21 protein-coding genes and 1 pseudogene are annotated in these 17,842 nt (G+C 31.2%); 16 read left to right on the top strand and 6 right to left on the bottom strand.

Annotation, left to right across the window (positions count from 1 at the left end):
* The first annotated feature begins 168 nt into the window (after positions 1 to 168).
* The 3 genes from J2Z42_RS10565 (at position 169) to J2Z42_RS10555 (ending at position 2,093) form a co-directional block, all read left to right on the top strand.
* Entirely contained in the window at positions 169 to 609 is a 441-nt protein-coding gene (locus J2Z42_RS10565; RefSeq protein WP_209702630.1) for a hypothetical protein, read from the top strand.
* Between the two features lie 144 nt (positions 610 to 753).
* A complete protein-coding gene (locus J2Z42_RS10560; protein WP_209702628.1) occupies positions 754 to 1,674 on the top strand; it encodes an amidoligase family protein in 921 nt (306 codons plus the stop codon).
* Positions 1,675 to 1,757: 83 nt separating this feature from the next.
* Positions 1,758 to 2,093, top strand: a complete 336-nt coding sequence (locus J2Z42_RS10555) for a gamma-glutamylcyclotransferase family protein (protein WP_209702755.1) — start codon at positions 1,758 to 1,760, stop codon at positions 2,091 to 2,093.
* A gap of 134 nt (positions 2,094 to 2,227) precedes the next feature.
* Here J2Z42_RS10555 and J2Z42_RS10550 read toward each other — a convergent pair whose 3' ends face one another.
* Positions 2,228 to 3,739 carry a transposase gene (locus J2Z42_RS10550; protein ID WP_209702626.1) on the bottom strand — a complete coding sequence of 504 codons (1,512 nt, stop codon included), beginning with the start codon at positions 3,737 to 3,739 and terminating at the stop codon, positions 2,228 to 2,230.
* Between the two features lie 391 nt (positions 3,740 to 4,130).
* On the opposite strand from J2Z42_RS10550, the gene J2Z42_RS10545 reads away from it, so the two are divergent.
* The 3 genes from J2Z42_RS10545 (at position 4,131) to J2Z42_RS10535 (ending at position 7,139) form a co-directional block, all read left to right on the top strand.
* Entirely contained in the window at positions 4,131 to 4,421 is a 291-nt protein-coding gene (locus J2Z42_RS10545) for a hypothetical protein (RefSeq protein ID WP_209702624.1), read from the top strand.
* A 152-nt stretch (positions 4,422 to 4,573) separates the two neighbouring features.
* Complete coding sequence (locus J2Z42_RS10540; RefSeq protein ID WP_245331581.1) at positions 4,574 to 5,863, top strand: recombinase family protein; 1,290 nt, start codon at positions 4,574 to 4,576, stop codon at positions 5,861 to 5,863.
* Complete coding sequence (locus J2Z42_RS10535) at positions 5,808 to 7,139, top strand: recombinase family protein (protein WP_245331584.1); 1,332 nt, start codon at positions 5,808 to 5,810, stop codon at positions 7,137 to 7,139. Before J2Z42_RS10540 ends, J2Z42_RS10535 begins: the two co-directional genes overlap by 56 nt.
* A gap of 187 nt (positions 7,140 to 7,326) precedes the next feature.
* Here the strand turns inward: J2Z42_RS10535 and J2Z42_RS10530 are convergent, their stop codons facing one another.
* Positions 7,327 to 7,431, bottom strand: coding sequence for a winged helix-turn-helix transcriptional regulator (locus J2Z42_RS10530; RefSeq protein WP_439897328.1), 105 nt, complete (start codon positions 7,429 to 7,431; stop codon positions 7,327 to 7,329).
* Positions 7,432 to 7,830: 399 nt separating this feature from the next.
* On the opposite strand from J2Z42_RS10530, the gene J2Z42_RS10525 reads away from it, so the two are divergent.
* Positions 7,831 to 8,028 carry a DUF1450 domain-containing protein gene (locus J2Z42_RS10525; RefSeq protein ID WP_209702622.1) on the top strand — a complete coding sequence of 66 codons (198 nt, stop codon included), beginning with the start codon at positions 7,831 to 7,833 and terminating at the stop codon, positions 8,026 to 8,028.
* A gap of 570 nt (positions 8,029 to 8,598) precedes the next feature.
* Complete coding sequence (locus J2Z42_RS10520; protein ID WP_209702620.1) at positions 8,599 to 9,012, top strand: (2Fe-2S)-binding protein; 414 nt, start codon at positions 8,599 to 8,601, stop codon at positions 9,010 to 9,012.
* 497 nt (positions 9,013 to 9,509) lie between these two features.
* Here the strand turns inward: J2Z42_RS10520 and J2Z42_RS10515 are convergent, their stop codons facing one another.
* The 4 genes and pseudogenes from J2Z42_RS10515 to J2Z42_RS14695 form a co-directional block, all read right to left on the bottom strand.
* Positions 9,510 to 9,842: a winged helix-turn-helix transcriptional regulator gene (locus J2Z42_RS10515; RefSeq protein WP_209702618.1), complete on the bottom strand. Its 333-nt coding sequence runs from the start codon at positions 9,840 to 9,842 to the stop codon at positions 9,510 to 9,512.
* Positions 9,843 to 9,886: 44 nt separating this feature from the next.
* Positions 9,887 to 9,982, bottom strand: a pseudogene (locus tag J2Z42_RS14525) (methyl-accepting chemotaxis protein); the annotation flags it as partial.
* 26 nt (positions 9,983 to 10,008) lie between these two features.
* Positions 10,009 to 10,311 (bottom strand): FIST N-terminal domain-containing protein, encoded by a 303-nt coding sequence (locus J2Z42_RS14700; RefSeq protein WP_342590022.1) that lies wholly within the window; start codon positions 10,309 to 10,311, stop codon positions 10,009 to 10,011.
* 223 nt (positions 10,312 to 10,534) lie between these two features.
* Positions 10,535 to 11,092, bottom strand: coding sequence for a TetR/AcrR family transcriptional regulator (locus J2Z42_RS14695; RefSeq protein WP_209702617.1), 558 nt, complete (start codon positions 11,090 to 11,092; stop codon positions 10,535 to 10,537).
* 305 nt (positions 11,093 to 11,397) lie between these two features.
* Here J2Z42_RS14695 and J2Z42_RS10495 point away from each other — a divergent pair, with 305 nt between their 5' ends.
* The 8 genes from J2Z42_RS10495 to J2Z42_RS14510 form a co-directional block, all read left to right on the top strand.
* Entirely contained in the window at positions 11,398 to 11,598 is a 201-nt protein-coding gene (locus J2Z42_RS10495) for a tautomerase family protein (RefSeq protein ID WP_209702615.1), read from the top strand.
* On the top strand, positions 11,598 to 12,752 hold the full coding sequence (locus tag J2Z42_RS10490; protein ID WP_209702613.1) for an iron-containing alcohol dehydrogenase: 1,155 nt from the start codon (positions 11,598 to 11,600) through the stop codon (positions 12,750 to 12,752). The genes J2Z42_RS10495 and J2Z42_RS10490 overlap by 1 nt, the downstream gene beginning before the upstream one ends.
* A 100-nt stretch (positions 12,753 to 12,852) precedes the next feature.
* On the top strand, positions 12,853 to 14,106 hold the full coding sequence (locus tag J2Z42_RS10485; RefSeq protein WP_209702612.1) for an NAD(P)-dependent oxidoreductase: 1,254 nt from the start codon (positions 12,853 to 12,855) through the stop codon (positions 14,104 to 14,106).
* A 12-nt stretch (positions 14,107 to 14,118) separates the two neighbouring features.
* Positions 14,119 to 14,952, top strand: a complete 834-nt coding sequence (locus J2Z42_RS10480; RefSeq protein ID WP_209702610.1) for a methyl-accepting chemotaxis protein — start codon at positions 14,119 to 14,121, stop codon at positions 14,950 to 14,952.
* 76 nt (positions 14,953 to 15,028) lie between these two features.
* The gene (locus J2Z42_RS10475; protein WP_209702608.1) at positions 15,029 to 16,225 is read left to right on the top strand and encodes a MalY/PatB family protein; all 1,197 of its coding nucleotides are present in this window, start codon (positions 15,029 to 15,031) and stop codon (positions 16,223 to 16,225) included.
* Between the two features lie 90 nt (positions 16,226 to 16,315).
* Positions 16,316 to 17,416 carry an NADH:flavin oxidoreductase gene (locus J2Z42_RS10470; protein WP_342590021.1) on the top strand — a complete coding sequence of 367 codons (1,101 nt, stop codon included), beginning with the start codon at positions 16,316 to 16,318 and terminating at the stop codon, positions 17,414 to 17,416.
* Positions 17,417 to 17,469: 53 nt separating this feature from the next.
* Positions 17,470 to 17,754, top strand: coding sequence for a putative quinol monooxygenase (locus tag J2Z42_RS10465; protein WP_209702607.1), 285 nt, complete (start codon positions 17,470 to 17,472; stop codon positions 17,752 to 17,754).
* A 3-nt stretch (positions 17,755 to 17,757) separates the two neighbouring features.
* Positions 17,758 to 17,842: NAD(P)H-dependent oxidoreductase (locus tag J2Z42_RS14510; protein WP_245331583.1), on the top strand; the 85-nt coding region annotated here is incomplete at its 3' end.

The following is a 17,842-nucleotide window of genomic DNA, read 5'->3' as shown; positions in this document are numbered from 1 at the left end:
AGGGGGGGTGAAATCTCTACAACTTTTTGATGCTACGTCGGGCGGATGCCCTCATGCTAATAAACGCATATTTCAAGGCCCCCGGAGTGTAAATTTTATGAGATAGTGTGAAGTGTTAAAAATAGAGGGCTTAGGCTCTCTTAGACCATAAAAAAGAGGTGAAAAAACATGCTAAAAACAGAGCAAAAACAGCAAATTTTAGAACTAAGGAAAAAAGGCTACGGCTACAAAAGCATTGCAAGCATTCTTCAAATTAAAAGGGATAGCGTAAGAAATCTATGTAAGAGCCATGGACTTGTAGGTTATGGACAACCTGTTGATAATAAAACAGTAGAAGAATCAACTACAATTAAAAATTGCCTTAATTGTGGCAAGGAACTAAATACAGAAGACAAGCGAGGAAGAAAACCTAAGTTCTGCTGTGAGACTTGTCGAAGGACTTGGTGGAAAAATAATGATGACAAGAAAAACAAAAGAGATAGCGCTTGGTATAGCTTTAAATGCAAAAACTGTGGCAAAGAATTTAAAACTTACGGAAATAAAAACAGAAAGTATTGCTCTATTAAATGCTCCATTGATTTTAGGTTTGGTAGCACCACTTTAAAGTAGGTGTTTTTCTTTTGCTCCAATTTAGGTTTTATGTTAAATAAACATTTACGTATTATCCAGAGTTAACTTGATATATGTGTGTTTTAGAGTGATATATGTATGTAACAAAAACACACAGGCTTAAGCCTTTAGGAGGTTCTAGAATTGAAGGACTTAAATTTTGGTATTGAAATAGAACTGACAGGAGTTACAAGGGAAAAGGCAGCTACAACTATTGGAGCATATTTTGGAGTAGCAGCAAAATATGTAGGTGGTGCTTATGATAGCTTTGAGATAAAGGATTCAGAGGATAGGATTTGGAAGGTGGTTAATGACTCCAGTTTAAATCCTCAAAGAAAAGAGGGCAAAGGAATAGTTGAAGCAGATAACAAGTATAGAGTTGAGGTAGTTTCTCCAATTTGCAAATATGAAGATATTGAAACGGTGCAGGAGATAGTTAGAGCTTTAAGAAAAGAAGGAGCCTTTGAAAATAAGTCTACCGGTATTCATATACATGTTGATAAGAGCCCTTTCACAGCAAAGACCCTTAGAAACTTAGTAAACATTATGGCAAGTAAAGAGGATTTGATTTATAAAGCTTTAAAAGTGGAGAGCAGAAGGGAAGGCAGGTATTGTAAGAAGGTGGATAAGAACTTTTTAAACATGCTTAATAAAAGAAAACCTGATACCTTAGAGGAGTTTGCAAACCTTTGGTACGAAAATTATTTCGGGGAAGACAGGCATAGAAAGTACAATACAAGCAGATACAGAGGTCTTAATTTACATAGTTTTTTTAATGGAAACACTGTAGAAATGAGATTTCTAAATTCATGTACCCACGCTGGAAAAATCAAATCATATATACAACTTTGCCTAGCCATATGCAATCAAGCTTTAAATCAAAGTAGTGCAAGTCCTAAGAAAACTGAAAGTTCAAATCCAAAATACACCTTTAGAACTTGGCTTTTAAGGCTAGGCTTAATTGGAGAAGAGTTTGAAACAGCAAGATACCACCTACTTAAAGAATTAGAGGGTGATATTGCCTTTAGGTATGGCAGACCAGAGAGAATAGCAGCAGGAGAATAGAGCCTTCTGCTATTTAAAATTAAAGATTGATTATCTTTAGCTTTTGAGTGATGAATAGAAGGATAAAAAGGAGCTGATAAAAAATTCTGTATTTTAGTTATGGGAGTAATTTGAATCTAGAGCAAATGGCAAAAAGGTGTCCAGATTGTGTTCCTGTAGTAAAGGTTAAATTGAAAGGCTATAAGTTGGTATTTAACAGGGTTGCTGATATTGTTGAAGCTGATGCTGAAGTAGTTTACGGTGCTGTTTATGAAGTATCACCAAGGGATGTTAAAAAGTTAGATATTTATGAGGGCTACCCTAGACTTTACACTAAAATATTTGTAAGGGTAAAAGATGATAATGGAAAAGTTTACGAAGCCTTTGTATATGTAATGGTTAATAGAGTGAGTTCGGAAACTAGTTTCCAGCAAAGCTAAAAATGACTTTACATGTTTTTAGTGCGGAGCACACCTTAAATTAGTATTTTTTATTTAGTTTCAGTTTAAAATGGGCATAGCAAAGCTAACCCACCGATAGGTGAATTTTTTAAGAAATATGATAACTATCTAGGCTAGATTGCTTTACTTATAGCTGATTCTAAAATGTCCAATATGTTAGTTTTAAGAATTGAGTTTTGGGCATCCAAATGAATATTGATACTATGGATTAATGTCCACCAAGACCAACGTTTTTTACCACGGCAGTGTGCTTCTTCCATATTGTAATCTTCAAGTATTCTTTTGTTTACTCGCTCAGAGGAAGTTCTCTTTTTCATTATTTGTTTCCATATGTCCGTGTTTCGAGGGATAGCAGTAAATAGACGTAGATCATTACTGGGTTTAACATATACCACACGGCCGTAGGCACTCGGAGAACACTCATCTTTATAGGGACATTGTTCAATTTTCTTTTTTACTAAAGGGCAACGATACTTAATTCTGCTTCTGATTTTATCATACCAATCATATACCATTGGTTGATTGCATTTGCAGATAGGTATTCCATCTTTAGTAAATCCGACTGGTGGCTCATATTTATTTTTACCTTCACCTTTTGGATTAAGGGATATAACTGCTTTTATATTCCATTCATTAAGAAGCTTATAAGTAGGATAGTTATCATGAGCAGCATCTCCGATGAACTTATCAAAGTTGAATAAAGGATACATCCTTTTAACTTCTGATAATGCAAATATTGCAGTAACGCCATCATAACGCTGCGCTTGTACCATCCTAAAATATATAGGAAGATCCTTCTTAAGTTTAGGGTTATATACACTAAGAAAATATAGGCAATGACCGTAGTACCACTTTTCGTGGTAGCTGTCCCAACCGCGTCTAGCGTCAGGGTCAGAGAATCTTCTATTGCATTTACAATTGAAAGTTCCTTTTTTAATGCAATCACAGGTCTTTATGCCTAATGAGCTACCGCCTGTTTCAACACAGGTTCCATCTCCTGATATGTCGATTTTATGAGTATCACCAAGGAGACCGAGTTTGGCGGATGGCTCAACAGCTAACTTAGCAAAAATTTGTTGAAACAGCTTTTCAGGTCGGGTTTCGATGGTTCGTCCCTTGAGAGCTTGTTCAACTAAATTTTTAATAACACCAGGATGTTTGGGTGGCAGTTTTTCATTTTTCCTAAGTTTTTTGTGGGGCTTGGAAGTGAAAGGATGCAGTGAGTCCAAGGCTTTCTTTTCAGCCTCAGGGCTCACGCCCCAAAATCTTGTTATAAAGTCATAATGAGTTCCTAAACCTGGCACACTTGATTTTTCAACACCTATAATAGTGCAAAGTATGTTATGTGCACGTAAGTGCTTTATCCATTTAGGAAGGCTATGAAAACCTAGGTCAGACATTAGAATAAATGACCTAAGAAGTTCCGGTTGTTGATTTGAAGGCTTGCCAGTTAAAGAATAATTTGGACTAATTAATGGCTTTATATCATCAAGATTTAGGTTGTAGAGTTTATCTATACTTGATGAGTAATATTCCACGATAGTGGGATTAATTTTATAAATTTCCATAAGACTTGATAGTAGAAAACTTTGATAATCTGAATGGCTACGCCAATTACCTAACATAAAAACACCTCACAATATTTTTGGAAATAGATTCCATATTGTGAGGCTGCAAATTTTCCTATTATTGTCAAGTGCTTTTGGAAAAAATTTAAGGGTTTAATACAAATTTAATTGAAATTCTGGGGGGAAGTGAAATAACATAACCCTCCGGGATTAAGATAAGTGGAGGCCTGAAGGGTTTCCGAACACATTTTAATAAGGAAAGGGGTGAGCCTAGAAAAGCTTATCTTAATACTATAATTAAAGGCTATGAAGATTGGGGTATATCATTAACCCATCTTAATAAGGCAATGGAAGGTTTACATGAAGTTTAACTTGTTAAGGAATTGATAGTAGGTTTAAAAAATATAGAGCTTGCAAAGGCTCTATTTAAATTTGGGGAGGATTTGAAATGTTAAAAATATCAAAAGGTAAACAAAGATTATTAGAATATTTAGGAAAGCCATATACAGTAAAAACTATTGATTTTGAAAATTACATTTATTTAAACATAAGGAATGGTTATGACATTGAAATATCTGGCGGAAAAACAGTACGCTCTAAATTTGATATTTATGTCTGGCAGACTAAAGAAAGGCTTGAAATTGTAGAAAGACATATGAATCTTAAGCCAGACTTAGAAGGAATAAAACGGCTGATTGATGATATTAGAGAAAGATATTCAAAGTTAAAAATATCTTAAAGGCAGCAAGATTTGATGCAACAATTATGATATTTAATAAGTAGTCGTTACTCTAAAATTAGGGTAGCCGCTTTCACTTCTATATAGCTTGACTTCTATCACCTTCAGAGTGATATATAGTAGTAACAATTTGATAGAAAGGAGTAAAATCAATGCGTGTAAGGATTATTGAGCCAATACAAAAGGTTCAAAAGGTAAAGAAAAAAGTTTGTGCTTATGCTAGAGTATCCACTGATAATGACAAGCAAGGAGAATCTCTAGAAAATCAAATACAATACTATGAAAATATCATATCAAATAATCCAGACTATGAGTATGTAGGAGTATTTGCAGATAGAGGTGTCACAGGAACTACTGAAAACAGACCAGAGTTTCAAAGGATGTTAGAACTTTGTAGAAATAAAAATATAGATTTGATAATAACAAAGTCAATCTCAAGATTTGCAAGAAACACAGCAATAATGCTACAGATAGTAAGGGAACTGAAAGATATAGGTGTAGAAGTTAGGTTTGAAAAAGAAAATATAAATACTTTGTCAGGGGACGGTGAGTTAATGCTTACCGTCCTCTCTTCATTTGCACAGGAAGAAAGTAAAAATGTGAGCGATAATCTTAAATGGAGAGCAAGAAAAAAGTTTGAACAAGGGGAACTAATAATTAATACCACAAGGTTTTTAGGATATGACAAGGATGAGTATGGAGATTTAGTTATAAATCCTAAAGAGGCTGAGGTGGTAAAAAGAATTTTTAATGAGTACCTAAGTGGTAAAGGTGGTTTTACCATTGCAAAGGAATTAAATGCAGAAGGGGTTCCTACAATTGGAGGAGCAAGGTGGCACGATACCACAATCCTAGGAATTTTAAAGAATGAGAAGTACAAGGGAGATGCAATACTTCAGAAATATTACACACCAGACCATTTGAAAAAAGGCTCAGTAAGGAATAAAGGAGTTATTGATAGTTATTATATTGAAGATAACCATTCTCCGATAATTTCAAGAGAGATGTGGGAACAAGTTCAAGAAGAAATTAAAAGAAGAGCTGAAGCCAAAGGTAATGTTGCAGGAGATACAGATAAGTACACAAAGAGGTATCCTCTAACAGGAATGCTTTACTGCAGTAAATGCGGCTCAACTTTAAGGAGAAGAACTTGGAATAGCAAATTAAATTGCAAAAAGATAGTGTGGCAATGTAGTAATTATATTAAAAATGGAAAAGATGCCTGCCAAGGAACGGCAATAGAAGATGAAGTTTTAAGCAGGCTTAATATAAAGGAAGAAATTATTGTGAGGGAGGAATTGAGGGATGGCAAGAAACATTACAGTTATACCAGCAAGGGCAAACAGAACCAATTTAGCACAGAACCTAGAACCACAGAAAAAGAAGATGGCAGCTTACTGCAGAGTATCAACAGACCAATTAGAACAGTTATCAAGCTATGAAGCACAGGTTGCATATTACACAGCTTTTATAGAGAATCATCCAGACTATGAATTTGCTGGAATATTTGCAGACGAAGGCATTTCAGGAACTAATACTAAAAAGAGAGAGCAGTTTAATAAAATGATAGAGGAATGTAAGGCTGGAAATATAGACATAATCATTACAAAATCAATATCAAGATTTGCTCGCAATACTCTGGATTGTTTGAATTATGTAAGAATGCTTAAGGAGCTAGGTATTGGAGTAATATTCGAAAAGGAAAATATCAATACTTTAGACAGTAAGGGAGAAGTTTTGTTAACTATCTTAAGTTCCTTGGCACAAGAAGAATCCAACAATCTGAGTCAAATTAGCACTTGGGGTATCCGTAGAAGATTTGAACAAGGAAAGGTGATAGTTAATCATAAAAAGTTTTTAGGTTATGATAAAGATGAAGAAGGAAACTTAATAATAGATGAAAAACAAGCCAAGATAGTAAGAAGAATTTATAAGGATTACCTTGATGGAAAAGGTTCAAACAGAATTGCAAGAGAACTTGAAGAAGAAGGGGTTAAAGGATGGAATGGTAAAGCTAAATGGTATGAAAGCACTATAAGAGGAATACTAACTAATGAAAAGTATAAAGGAGATGCCTTACTTCAAAAGACTTATACAGTAGATTTTCTTACTAAGAAAAGGGTAGAGAATAATGGTGAGGTTCCTCAATACTATGTAGAAGAAAGCCATCCTGCCATAATTGATAAAGAAATGTGGGAGGCAGTACAGCTTGAAATAGAAAGAAGGCGAGTATTTGCTGAAAAATATAACATTAGCAAATTAGATTATGCCACAGCTTACAATCCTTTTGCTGGAAGAGTTATTTGTGGACACTGTGGCAGTACCTTTGGGAGAAAGGTATGGAATTCTACAGATGAAAGACTTAGAAGAATTATTTGGAGATGTAATAAGAAGTATACAGTAAAAGGTGAGAAGAGATGCCAGAATAAGCATATAGATGATAGAGTTTTATACCAAGCTTTTATAAATACCTTTAATGCAATGATTGAAAATAAGAATTATTTTATGGAGAAGTGGAAGGAACATTTAAAAAGTGATAACTTGCTTCAAAGATATAAGGCAAAGCAGTTTATGAGAATTATAGAAAATGCAGAACCAATAGAAGAATTTGATATGGATTTGTTTTTTAGGATTATTGAAAAGATGACTGTGTTTGAAGGGGAGAAAATTATTGTAACCCTACTTGATGGGACAGAGATTGAAGTTGTAATTGAATAAAGTTATAAAAATAGCAGACTAAGGTGTTAAGTTGCACTTTAGTCTGCTATTTTTTATTTTTTAAAAGTAGTGTTTAATAAATTTGGAAATATATTCCGTTTAAAATTAAAGGCTGCTCATATAACTAAGTGCTTTAAATTATAAAAGATATTTTATAGCTTGGGAATTAAACCAAGTAATCTATATATTACTTAATTGTTTCGTTGTTTTGGAATGTTTCTATTGCCCACTGCTGAATCATATTTAAACCAGGGAAAAGTTTTTTTCCTCTTTCAGTCAGAGAATACTCCACACGTGGAGGAACTTCCGCAAAAACTTTCTTTTCAATAAGTCCATCTGTTTCTAGTTCATATTATAGCTTATCATAGTTTCTCCTTTTTAAATATAATTTTTAGATAGTAATAGTATATCAAAACTGAAGCTAAATTCAAATTAGTCAATTAAAACTAATTTGAATTTATTGTTCATAAATTCTTTATAAAACTAATTACTTACTTTTAGGTAACTTAACTTACCTAAAAGTGCATACTTGTGTGGTATATATTTATAAAGTAGACTAAGGGCATTAAGAGTTTTAGAAATCTCATTATGTAGATTGCATAAATATTTTAGCGTACAAAATCAAATTTCAGAAGTAATCTAAAATTAATGGAAAAATCTTAATAATAAAATATTTTAGGAGGAATAGAAAATGATAAAAGTTTGTCCAAATTGCTCAGGAGTAGATGTTGAAGAATTAAAAGCAAGTGTACTAGAAGAAAATTTATATTTAGGTTGCATAGGCTTATGTGGCCAAAATGAGGGAAAAAGCTTTGGATATATTAATGACGAACTAGTTATTAAGGATTCAAGTGCAGAGTTTATAGAAGCTGTAAAACTAGCAAAGTAATTTTATTAAGATAAATACAAATTTTAATAAGTTCAATAGTGGCATAGGTCGTCATTGACCTAGGCGCTGTAAAGACAGTTTATAATTATTCTCCCAAATAATAAATAAGTTTATAAAGTAACAATATAAAGTAAAAAAACTGGCTATTAATGTGTATAAGTAAGTAAGGTTTTCATGATTGATAAGTAAAAATGCACATTTTAATATAAATTGAACATATAGAAGGTCTACAAAAGTGGATTCAATATTAAATAGAAGAAGTATAAGAAATTATAATAAAAAGACCCTTAAAACATACGAACAATAGCAATAATAGGTAAAAAAGTAAATTGGCAATTATTTTATGTACCAAAGTAGCTACATTAGTTTTCAAAGAACAAAAGAGTTATCAATAACGCAGTTCATGGAACTAATGTAGAGAATTTACTTCAAAGTCTAAATAATATTTAATAAAGTTGAAGTCTAATTAACATAAACCTATAAATAAATCATACATAATGATTTTAAAAATAAAAAAATAAATTACTGCATAGATATATGCACTAGATTTTAAATGGAGAAAATAAAAAAATGATAAAATCAATAATTTCAAAAATAAAAAAACTTAAAGGAGAAAATAAAATGGATAATAACAAAATAGTATGTGGATGTTTTAATGTTACTGAACAAGATTTAAATGAGGCTATCAAAAGTGGTGCTAAGTCATTTGAAGAGGTGCAAGCTATTACTAAAGTCGGTACTGGTTGTGGTAATTGTACAGATGGTGTTAAAGCATTAGTTGATGACTTATTATTAAAAAGAAAAATCGATGAAAATGTAGTAGTATGTGGATGTTTTAAAGTTACAGTAAAAGATTTAGTGAATGCTATTAAAGGTGGTGCTAAGTCATTTGAAGAAGTGCAAGCCCTTACTAAAGTAGGTACTGGTTGTGGTAATTGTGTAGAAAGCAATAAAGCATTAGTTGCTCAATTATTAGCAAAATAATAATTCGTAGAGTAAACTTTATTAAGCAATAAATGGTGAAACCAATTAGTATTAGAGAAATTAATTGGAATTTTATATTAAGTGCAGCAGAATAAATCCAACATAGCACTGTGTAAAGCAGAAGAGATTCGTGACTATAGATAGATTTGTGTAAAAACAAATCTACTATAGTCTTTTTTTATGAAAATTTGATGGTAGATTTGGAAGAATACACTTAAATTTCTGATTATATAGAATTACTATAATATATATGTTGCAATAAAGTTTCTATATTCTAACATATAGCCTGTCTATTGTTTTGGTGGGAACTTCATTTATATTTGCTATAAACTTTTGAATTGTAACTTTAACTTTTAGTAAAGAAGAGAAAAACACATTGTTAATTACATAAGATTTTAATCATCTGCATAACCACTCAAATAGATTAAGGTTTAGACTATAAGGTGGTAAAAATATCAAATTAAATCTATCTTTGACTTCATCAAAATAGTAATCTTCTAACATATTATATTTGAATAGTACTTTTTAGACCAACTTCGAATTAAAGTTAAAGCAGAGACTAATTCTTCCCCTTTTTTTGTAAGTGAATATTCTACTTTTGGTGGAACTTGTGCATAAACAACTTTGTTTATTAAGCCGTCATATTCAAGTTGCTTTAAATTATCAGTTAATACTTTGTGACTCACACCTATTGCAGATCTTTTAAGTTCTAAAAACCTTTTTGAACTCCCATATAAATTAAGTAATAGTATTGATTTCCATTTACCTCTTATAGTTTCAAATCCTAAATCTAATGGGCAAATATAATTCTTATTATTATGTTCTATCAAAATAATCTCCCCTTTTTATATTATTGTATAAAAGATGCCTTATTTTCATTGGCTACAATTGTAAAACCTTTTCCATATTCTCCTGCTCTGGCAGCTTCAATATTAGCATTTAATGCAAGTATATTTGTTTGATTAGATATATTCTTTATTTTTTTGGAAACCTCTTTTATTCCTTTCCTGTATTACCACACATAAGTTCTATAGCAATATTATTTCTATTATTGTTTAGCGAAGTAATAGTCTCTCTTATTTTTGGTAAATATTTAATTGGAGCTTTATCTATTTCAGTCATAACTAAAGACTTCGCTAACACGTCTCCTTCAAAAGACATTGCAATTATAGAATTCACTTTGAATCCATTATTTGAAAATTGACCTTGTGATGTACATCCTACCGTTAAGGTATTTGGAAATAGCTCTTTAAAACTTTCAGATATTTCTTTAAAGTTTTTGGCTGGTGCAAAATAAATTATTAGTTTTGGATTTGAGAAATTTTTAGTACAATGGAATGCAGATATTTTAACTTAATGTAACTCACTATAAGCCATTTTTATATTTTCCATAAAGAAACTCCTCTTTTTAAATTTAAATTATTTTGTATAAATATATCTGCTTACTTAAGAATGAATATTCATTCATAAATATTCAATAAAAAATTCAATAATTTTTATAAATATTGAATTTTTTGTTTATCTATTTTTTTATTCCGGTCCAAAATAAATGAAAAACCTCTTCTATAACTTTTTCATCTATATTTAAAATATTTGAATTATGCATTCTAAATATTTGATTTACAGTACCAAGCATAGCAGTTATAACAGTTTCATAAGAAATGTCTTTAATTAAACTACTTGTAATAGCTCTTTCGTATAGATTTTTTAATCCAGCGCATTTTTCAAGTTTATCTTTAATTAAATCCTTATCTGCACTTGGAGAGGTAAGATATTGATCTATATATTTAGCTTCTGCTGGATTATTAATAAGATAGTTAACCATATTTGTCCACTTTAAGTGATATTCATCTTCTACGCTGATACCTTCATACATTCCATTTACAATAGCATCATTATAATCTGCTTTTACATAAATATATAGTTCATCAAAAATATCTTCTTTATTTTTGAAATGTAAATAAATTGTTCCAGCCGCAACACCGGAATCCTTAGCTATCATAGATACAGGCGTTCCGTGAAATCCATTTTCAGTTATAAGCTTTAATGCGCTTTTCAGAATTAAAGTTTTCTTATCCATTTTATTTAAAAGTCCTCCTTCTGAATGAACAATCATTCATATGGTTAATAGTAAGGCATTATTTATGTAATGTCAATACTTACTTTTCTTTAAGTGTTCACTGAATTTTTAACTTTTAATTGTGACTTTGGCAAATAATAAAAAATTGCTGCAAATTTCTTAATGTTATAAATAAAGGTTACCTCTAGGAAACTTTGTTACATAAAAGTGCATACTTGTTTATTTTGAATAGGTTATATAGACTATGTCTGTAAGTCGATTTACAAATTTTAATAGATCAATAAAACAAAAGGAGTTGGGAATTTATGCCTATAATAAATATTGATATAACCCCACAAAAAAAAGAGATAAAAGAAATGATGATAAAAAAAGTAACAGATGAATTAAGTGAGATCACTCAAATTGAAAAGGAGTTCTTTAGAATAATTATTAACGAGGTAGAACCTGAAAATATAGGAATTGGTGGAAATACATTATTAAAATTAAGAGAGGATGGAGATAAATAATGGCTTATTCTATGTTTAAAGTACCAAATTTGGTCGTATCAGGAGAAGGAAGTATGGAGTATCTTTCTCAAGTTGAAGGTAAGAAGGCAATAATAGTAACTGGTGGATCTTCAATGAAGAAATTTGGTTTTATTGAAAAAGCACAAAAATATTTAAATAAATCAGGTATTGAGGTTAAGGTTATAGATTATGTAGAGCCTAATCCAACTGTTGAAATAATTATTAGAGGTTCAAAGGATATGTTAGAATTTGAACCAGACTGGATTATTGCCATAGGAGGGGGTTCATCTCTAGATGCAGCAAAAGGCATGTGGGTGTTTTATGAATATCCTGAACTAGAATTCAAAAGCTTAATTCAACCAGGTTCAATTCCAACATTAAGAAACAAAGCAAAATTTATTGCAATTCCATCTACAAGTGGAACAGGATCAGAAATTACAGGGTGCTTTGTAGCAACAGATACTAAGACCCATGCGAAGTATCCTATTGTATCTCCTGAGATAGTACCTGATATTGCAATACTTGATTCAGATCTTCCAGCTAAAATGCCAAAGAATGCTACCGCTTATACTGGTATGGATGTATTATCACATGCTTTAGAAGCTTATGTCTCAAATGTTGCTAGTATGCTAACAGACCCATTGGCAATTGAAGCGGTTAGATTAGTATTTAAGTGGCTTCCTAAAGCTTATGAAAATGGACAAGATATGGAAGCAAGAGAAGCGATGCATAATGCATCTACTATTGCTGGATGGGCATTTGGTAATGTATCTTTAGGTATTGTTCATAGTTTAGCACATAGCATAGGAGGGCAGTTTGGAATAACTCATGGTTTAGCAAATGCTATTTTACTTCCGTATGTTATCGAATATAACAGAAAAGGTACAAATAAGTATCACCTAATAGAAAAGAATTTAGGTATTGATAACTTATCTAATTCTATAAGAGAGTTAAATAAAACTTTAGGAATTCCGGATTCATTTAACAAATTAACTCAAAATGAAATAAGTGAAGATAAATTTAATGCTGTTTTAAAAGAAATGTCTCAAAATGCTTTCAATGATGTATGTACTCCTACAAATCCAAGAGAAACAAGTGCAGAAGAATTAGCAGAGCTTTATAAGAATGCTTATTATGGAGTAAGTGCAGAATAAGTATTTATATTGACAACAATAAGAGCCAAAGCCTTAGAAGCTGAGGCTCTTATTATTAAATAAAAATAAGATTAAGCTAGATAAGAAAGGTGAAAGTTTCATGGGAGAATTTGTAATAGAAGAAGCAAAAAGATGCCTTCAGTGTAAAAAACCAATGTGTAGAGAAGGTTGTCCGGTTAACACGCCAGTAAATGAGGTTATGAAGCTGTTTTTAGAAGGAAATATTATAGAAGCCGGAGAAAAGCTTTTTAAAAACAATCCTCTTTCTGTAGTGTGTTCACTTGTATGTCCTCATGAGAATCAGTGTGAAGGACATTGTGTAATGGGTAGAAAAAGTAATCCAATTCAAATAAGTTCAGTAGAAAATTATATATCAAATTATTATTTGAACTTCATCACTTCAGGAGCAGTAAAAAAAATTAATAAAAAAGTAGCTATAATAGGCTCAGGTCCAGCAGGGATTACCATAGCATTTATTCTTGCGGATAAAGGTTATGATATAACTATTTTCGAAGCTCATGATAAGATTGGTGGAGTTTTAAGATATGGTATCCCTGACTTTAGGTTGCCAAATAGTGTCTTAGAAAAGTTGGAAGAAAAATTGGTTAGTATGGGAATAAAAATAAGACCTAATACCCTAATTGGATCAGTTATAACCATTGATGATCTTTTTAGAGATGAGTATAAAGCTGTATTTATAGGGACGGGGGTATGGAAATCTAGGGCCTTAGGTATAAAAGGGGAAACTTTAGGACATGTTCATTATGCTATAGATTACTTAAAAAAACCTGATGCATATAAATTAGGAAATAGAGTGTGCATTATAGGTGGTGGTAATGTAGCAATGGATGCAGCTAGAATTGCTCTTAGAAATGGCTCAAGAGAGGTTTATATAATGTATAGAAGAGGGCCAGGAGATATTCAAGCGGGGAGAACTGAAGTGGAATATGCTCGGATTGACGGTGTTAAGTTTGAGTACTATAAGGTACCTGTAGAAATAATTGGTGAAGGCATTAAATATGCAAGAACTGAAATAGTAAAAGATGAAAATGGGAAAGCAAAAGTAGTGAAAATAGAAGGCTCAGAAGATATATTTAAAGCAGATTCCATAATTATAGCAGCAGGTCAGGTACCTAGAGCAAATATAGTGTCTAGTACAAAAGGAATTGAGGTTAATGCTCAAGGATTAGTAGTTACTGATGAATTAGGAAGAACTACTAGAGAAGGGGTGTTTGCTTCTGGTGATGTGGTAACAGGGGCTAAAACGGTAGTAGCTGCTGTACGGGTATCAAAATTAGTTGCACAGGCTATTGAAGGATATATTACCCAAAGTTGTGAAGTGAAATCTAAATAAAGAGGTTTATATATGGAAAAAATTAGTAATAAAAATTTGCTTTTAAGCATTAGTTATGTATTACCTTATATAGGTATACTATTTAATAATGAAGTAAGCTTTCTACTTGCTGACAAAGAAAAAATAATTAAAATTGTGCAAACAGAAGATACTGGAGAAAGTATTTACAATGAAGGTGATATATTACCACGGGATATTCCTGCTTATTTATGTATGCAGCAAGGAAAAACTGTAGTAAAAAGCTTGCCTAAAGAATATTTTGGAATAGCTATAAAAGCCACAGCAATTCCAATAAAAAATGTAGATGGAGAAATAATAGGAAGTATAGCTATGGGAAGAAGAGATTGGGGAGATGATATTAAAAGTCATTCACAAACATTTGTGGATTCCTTTACTGAAATTTCAAAGGTTCTTGATAATGTAGTAACTAGAATACAAAATGTAGCTAAATCTAGTAATAATATATTAAATGAAATAAATACAACAAATGAAGAAATGGAAAAAACAGATGAAATTATAAATTTTGTTGAAAATATATCAAAACAGACTAATTTATTAGGTCTTAATGCTGCAATAGAATCTTCAAGAGCTGGAGAAATGGGAAAGGGTTTTGCAGTTGTTGCTAAAGAAATAAGAAAATTATCAAATTCTAGTAGTGAATCAATAAAAAAGATAAATAGTGTAATGAATAAGTTAAAAAGTTCAATTAAAAATATAACTAATAAAATGTATGAAAATAATAGCATGTTTGAAATTCAGGTGGCAAATATTGAAGAAATCAATAGAACTATAAGTGAACTGAATAATACGGCTAAAATCATTAAAGAAATAGGAGGGAAATTGTAGCATTATGGAATTAAGTAATTCAGATATTGTTTTTCATTATATGAAATAATTTGTAGTAATAAGGATGTGGGGGAAAATGAAATATGATTTTAATAAAATTATAGAAAGAAAAAAAACAGATTCTATTAAATGGAACTTTAATAAAAATGAGTTTAACGCTGAGGATATACTGCCTATGTGGGTGGCTGATATGGACTTTCCTTGCCCAGAGCCTGTAGCAGAAGCAATTAAAAAGAGAGCTGAACATACTGTATTTGGATACCCTATTGAATTGGATTCTTGTTACGAAGCAGTTATTGAAAAAGTAAAGAGGGATTATCGATGGAAGATTGAAAAGGACTGGATTGTTTTTTGCGATGGAGTGGTTGGAGGTTTATATGCTTCCGTAAAGGCTTTTGCACAAAAGGGAGAAGAGGTTATTATTCAAGAACCAGTGTTTCATCATTTTAGAAGTGCTATAGAGGATAATAATTGTTATGTTAAAAACAATGAACTATCTTTTGATGGAGAAAATTATACAATGAATTATGAAGATTTGAAGAACTATTTTCATGATTCTAAAACTTTAATGGGCAATCATGCTAAAATGATGATATTATCTAGTCCACATAATCCAGTAGGAAGAGTTTGGAGTAAAGATGAACTTATGAAATTAGGTGAAATTTGCTTAGAAAACAACTGTGTTATCATTTCAGATGAAATACATTGTGATGTGGTTTTTAAAAGGAGTCAACATACTACATTTGCATCTATTTCAGAAGAATTTGCTAATCACTCTGTTACTTTTATTGCACCAGGTAAAACATTTAATATATCAGGGCTCGGTGAAGCTGTTGCTATTATACCTAATAAGGATATGAGAGATAAATTCATTGCCGCAAGAGGAGCAGTAGGTTCAGGGAATGTGTTTGGGAAAGTAGCATTAGAAGCAGCCTATATAGATGGAGAAGAATATCTTTTGCAACTCAAAGAATACTTAGAAGATAATTTAAATTATTTTATAAATCATATAGAAAAGAAAATACCAAAATTGAAGGTAATTAGGCCGGAAGGTACTTTTTTGGTTTGGGTGGACATGAGGGAATTAGGACTAAATAATCATGAATTAAATGAATTTCTTGTTAAAGAGGCTAAAGTAAAATTCAATGATGGTGCTATATTTGGAAGAGCTGGAGAAGGATTTCAAAGAATTAATATTGGGTGTCCAAGAATTTATATTAAGGAAGCATTAATTAGATTAGAAATGGCTTTAAGAAATCGCTCATTATTGTAAGTGAATAAATTCTTATTTTAAATAAGGATATAAAAAATAGCTGTAATTTTGATAAAAGTATTTACAAAAGTATAAAACTAAGGAGAGAGTATTATTAAGAATTTATTTGATGAAACAAAGGTTAAGAATTTAGATATAAAAAACAGATTTATTCGTTCTGCAGTTTGGATGAAAATGGCAGAAAAAGATGGCCATATTAATGATGAAATAATTAAAGTATATGAAGAATTAGCACAAGGCGAAGTTGGCTTAATATTAACAGGATATGCATTTATCTCAAAGGATGAACAACCAAATCCAAGGATGCTTGGGATTTACGATGACTCATTTATTGAAGAATATAAAGTTTTAGTAGATAAAGTTCATCAGCATGGTAGTAAGATTGCATTACAGATCGTATTTGGTGGTTCTCAAAGTCATCACCCAAATGTAAATGAAATGAACATTCTAGGGCCATCACAAGTAGAGAATAGAGTAACAGAGATTACACCTAGAGAGGCAACTAAACTAGAGATTGAATCTATTGTGAAAAAATTTGGAGATGCTGCAGTAAGAGCGAAAAAGTCAGGTTTTGATGCAGTTCAAATTCATGCAGCACACGGATATTTTTTAAGTCAGTTTTTGACCCCATATTATAATAGAAGAAATGATGAATATGGTGGAAATATCCATAATAGAGCAAGAATAATATATGAGGTAATTGAAGAAGTAAGAAAAAGAGTTGGGGATGAGTATCCTATTATGATTAAGCTTAATTTTGATGATTTTATGGATGAAGGAGAAGGTCTAATTGAAGCTGAAGCTATGGAAGTTTTCAAAACAGTGGATAAATTAGGTGTAGACATAATAGAAGTTAGCGCAGTGAATGAATCTTCTGGTAAAGGAATGGCACCAGCAAGAACTAGTATAAAATCATTGAATAAACAATCATATTTCAGAGAAGTTACTGCTAAGATTGCTAGAGAAGTTAGTGCAAAAGTAATCTTGATGGGAGGAAATAGAAATATAAATTTAATGCATGAGATTTTAAACACAACAAATATTGAATACTTTTCTATTGCTAGACCACTTTTATGTGAGCCAGACTTAATTAATAAATGGATAAAAAATATCGATTATATACCAAAATGTATTTCATGTAATAAATGCTGGGAAACTGAACCTAATAAATGTATTTTGAATAGGATTTGAGAAATAAATAGTTTTGTGAAGTTGCAAAAGATAGAACAATATGGAGGAATAGTATGATTACAATAGTTGCAAAATCATTATTAAAGAAAGGGAAAACAGAGGAATTTAAAATTCTAGCAGAAGAGCTTATGAAAGAAAGTAGAAATGAAAAAGGATGTATTTCATATAACTTGTATGAAGATATTAATAAGTGCAATACATTAACATTCATAGAAGAATGGCAAAATGAAGAGGCTATTAATCTTCATAATAACTCCAAACATTTTACTAATATTGTTCCTAAACTTGTAGATTTGCAAGAAGGTGAGACAGAGGTTAACTTATATAAAATGGTATAATAAATGAAAGTTGTAGCGTTTAACGGAAGTCCAAATAAAGAAGGAAACACTTATCATGCTATAAAAATAGTTGCAAATGAACTTGAAA

Origin of the sequence: Clostridium algifaecis (assembly GCF_017874415.1) — a bacterium.
Lineage (GTDB): Bacteria > Bacillota > Clostridia > Clostridiales > Clostridiaceae > Clostridium_B > Clostridium_B algifaecis.
The sequence above is the reverse complement of the archived record's forward strand: the minus strand, read 5'-3'. Positions and strand labels throughout refer to the sequence as shown.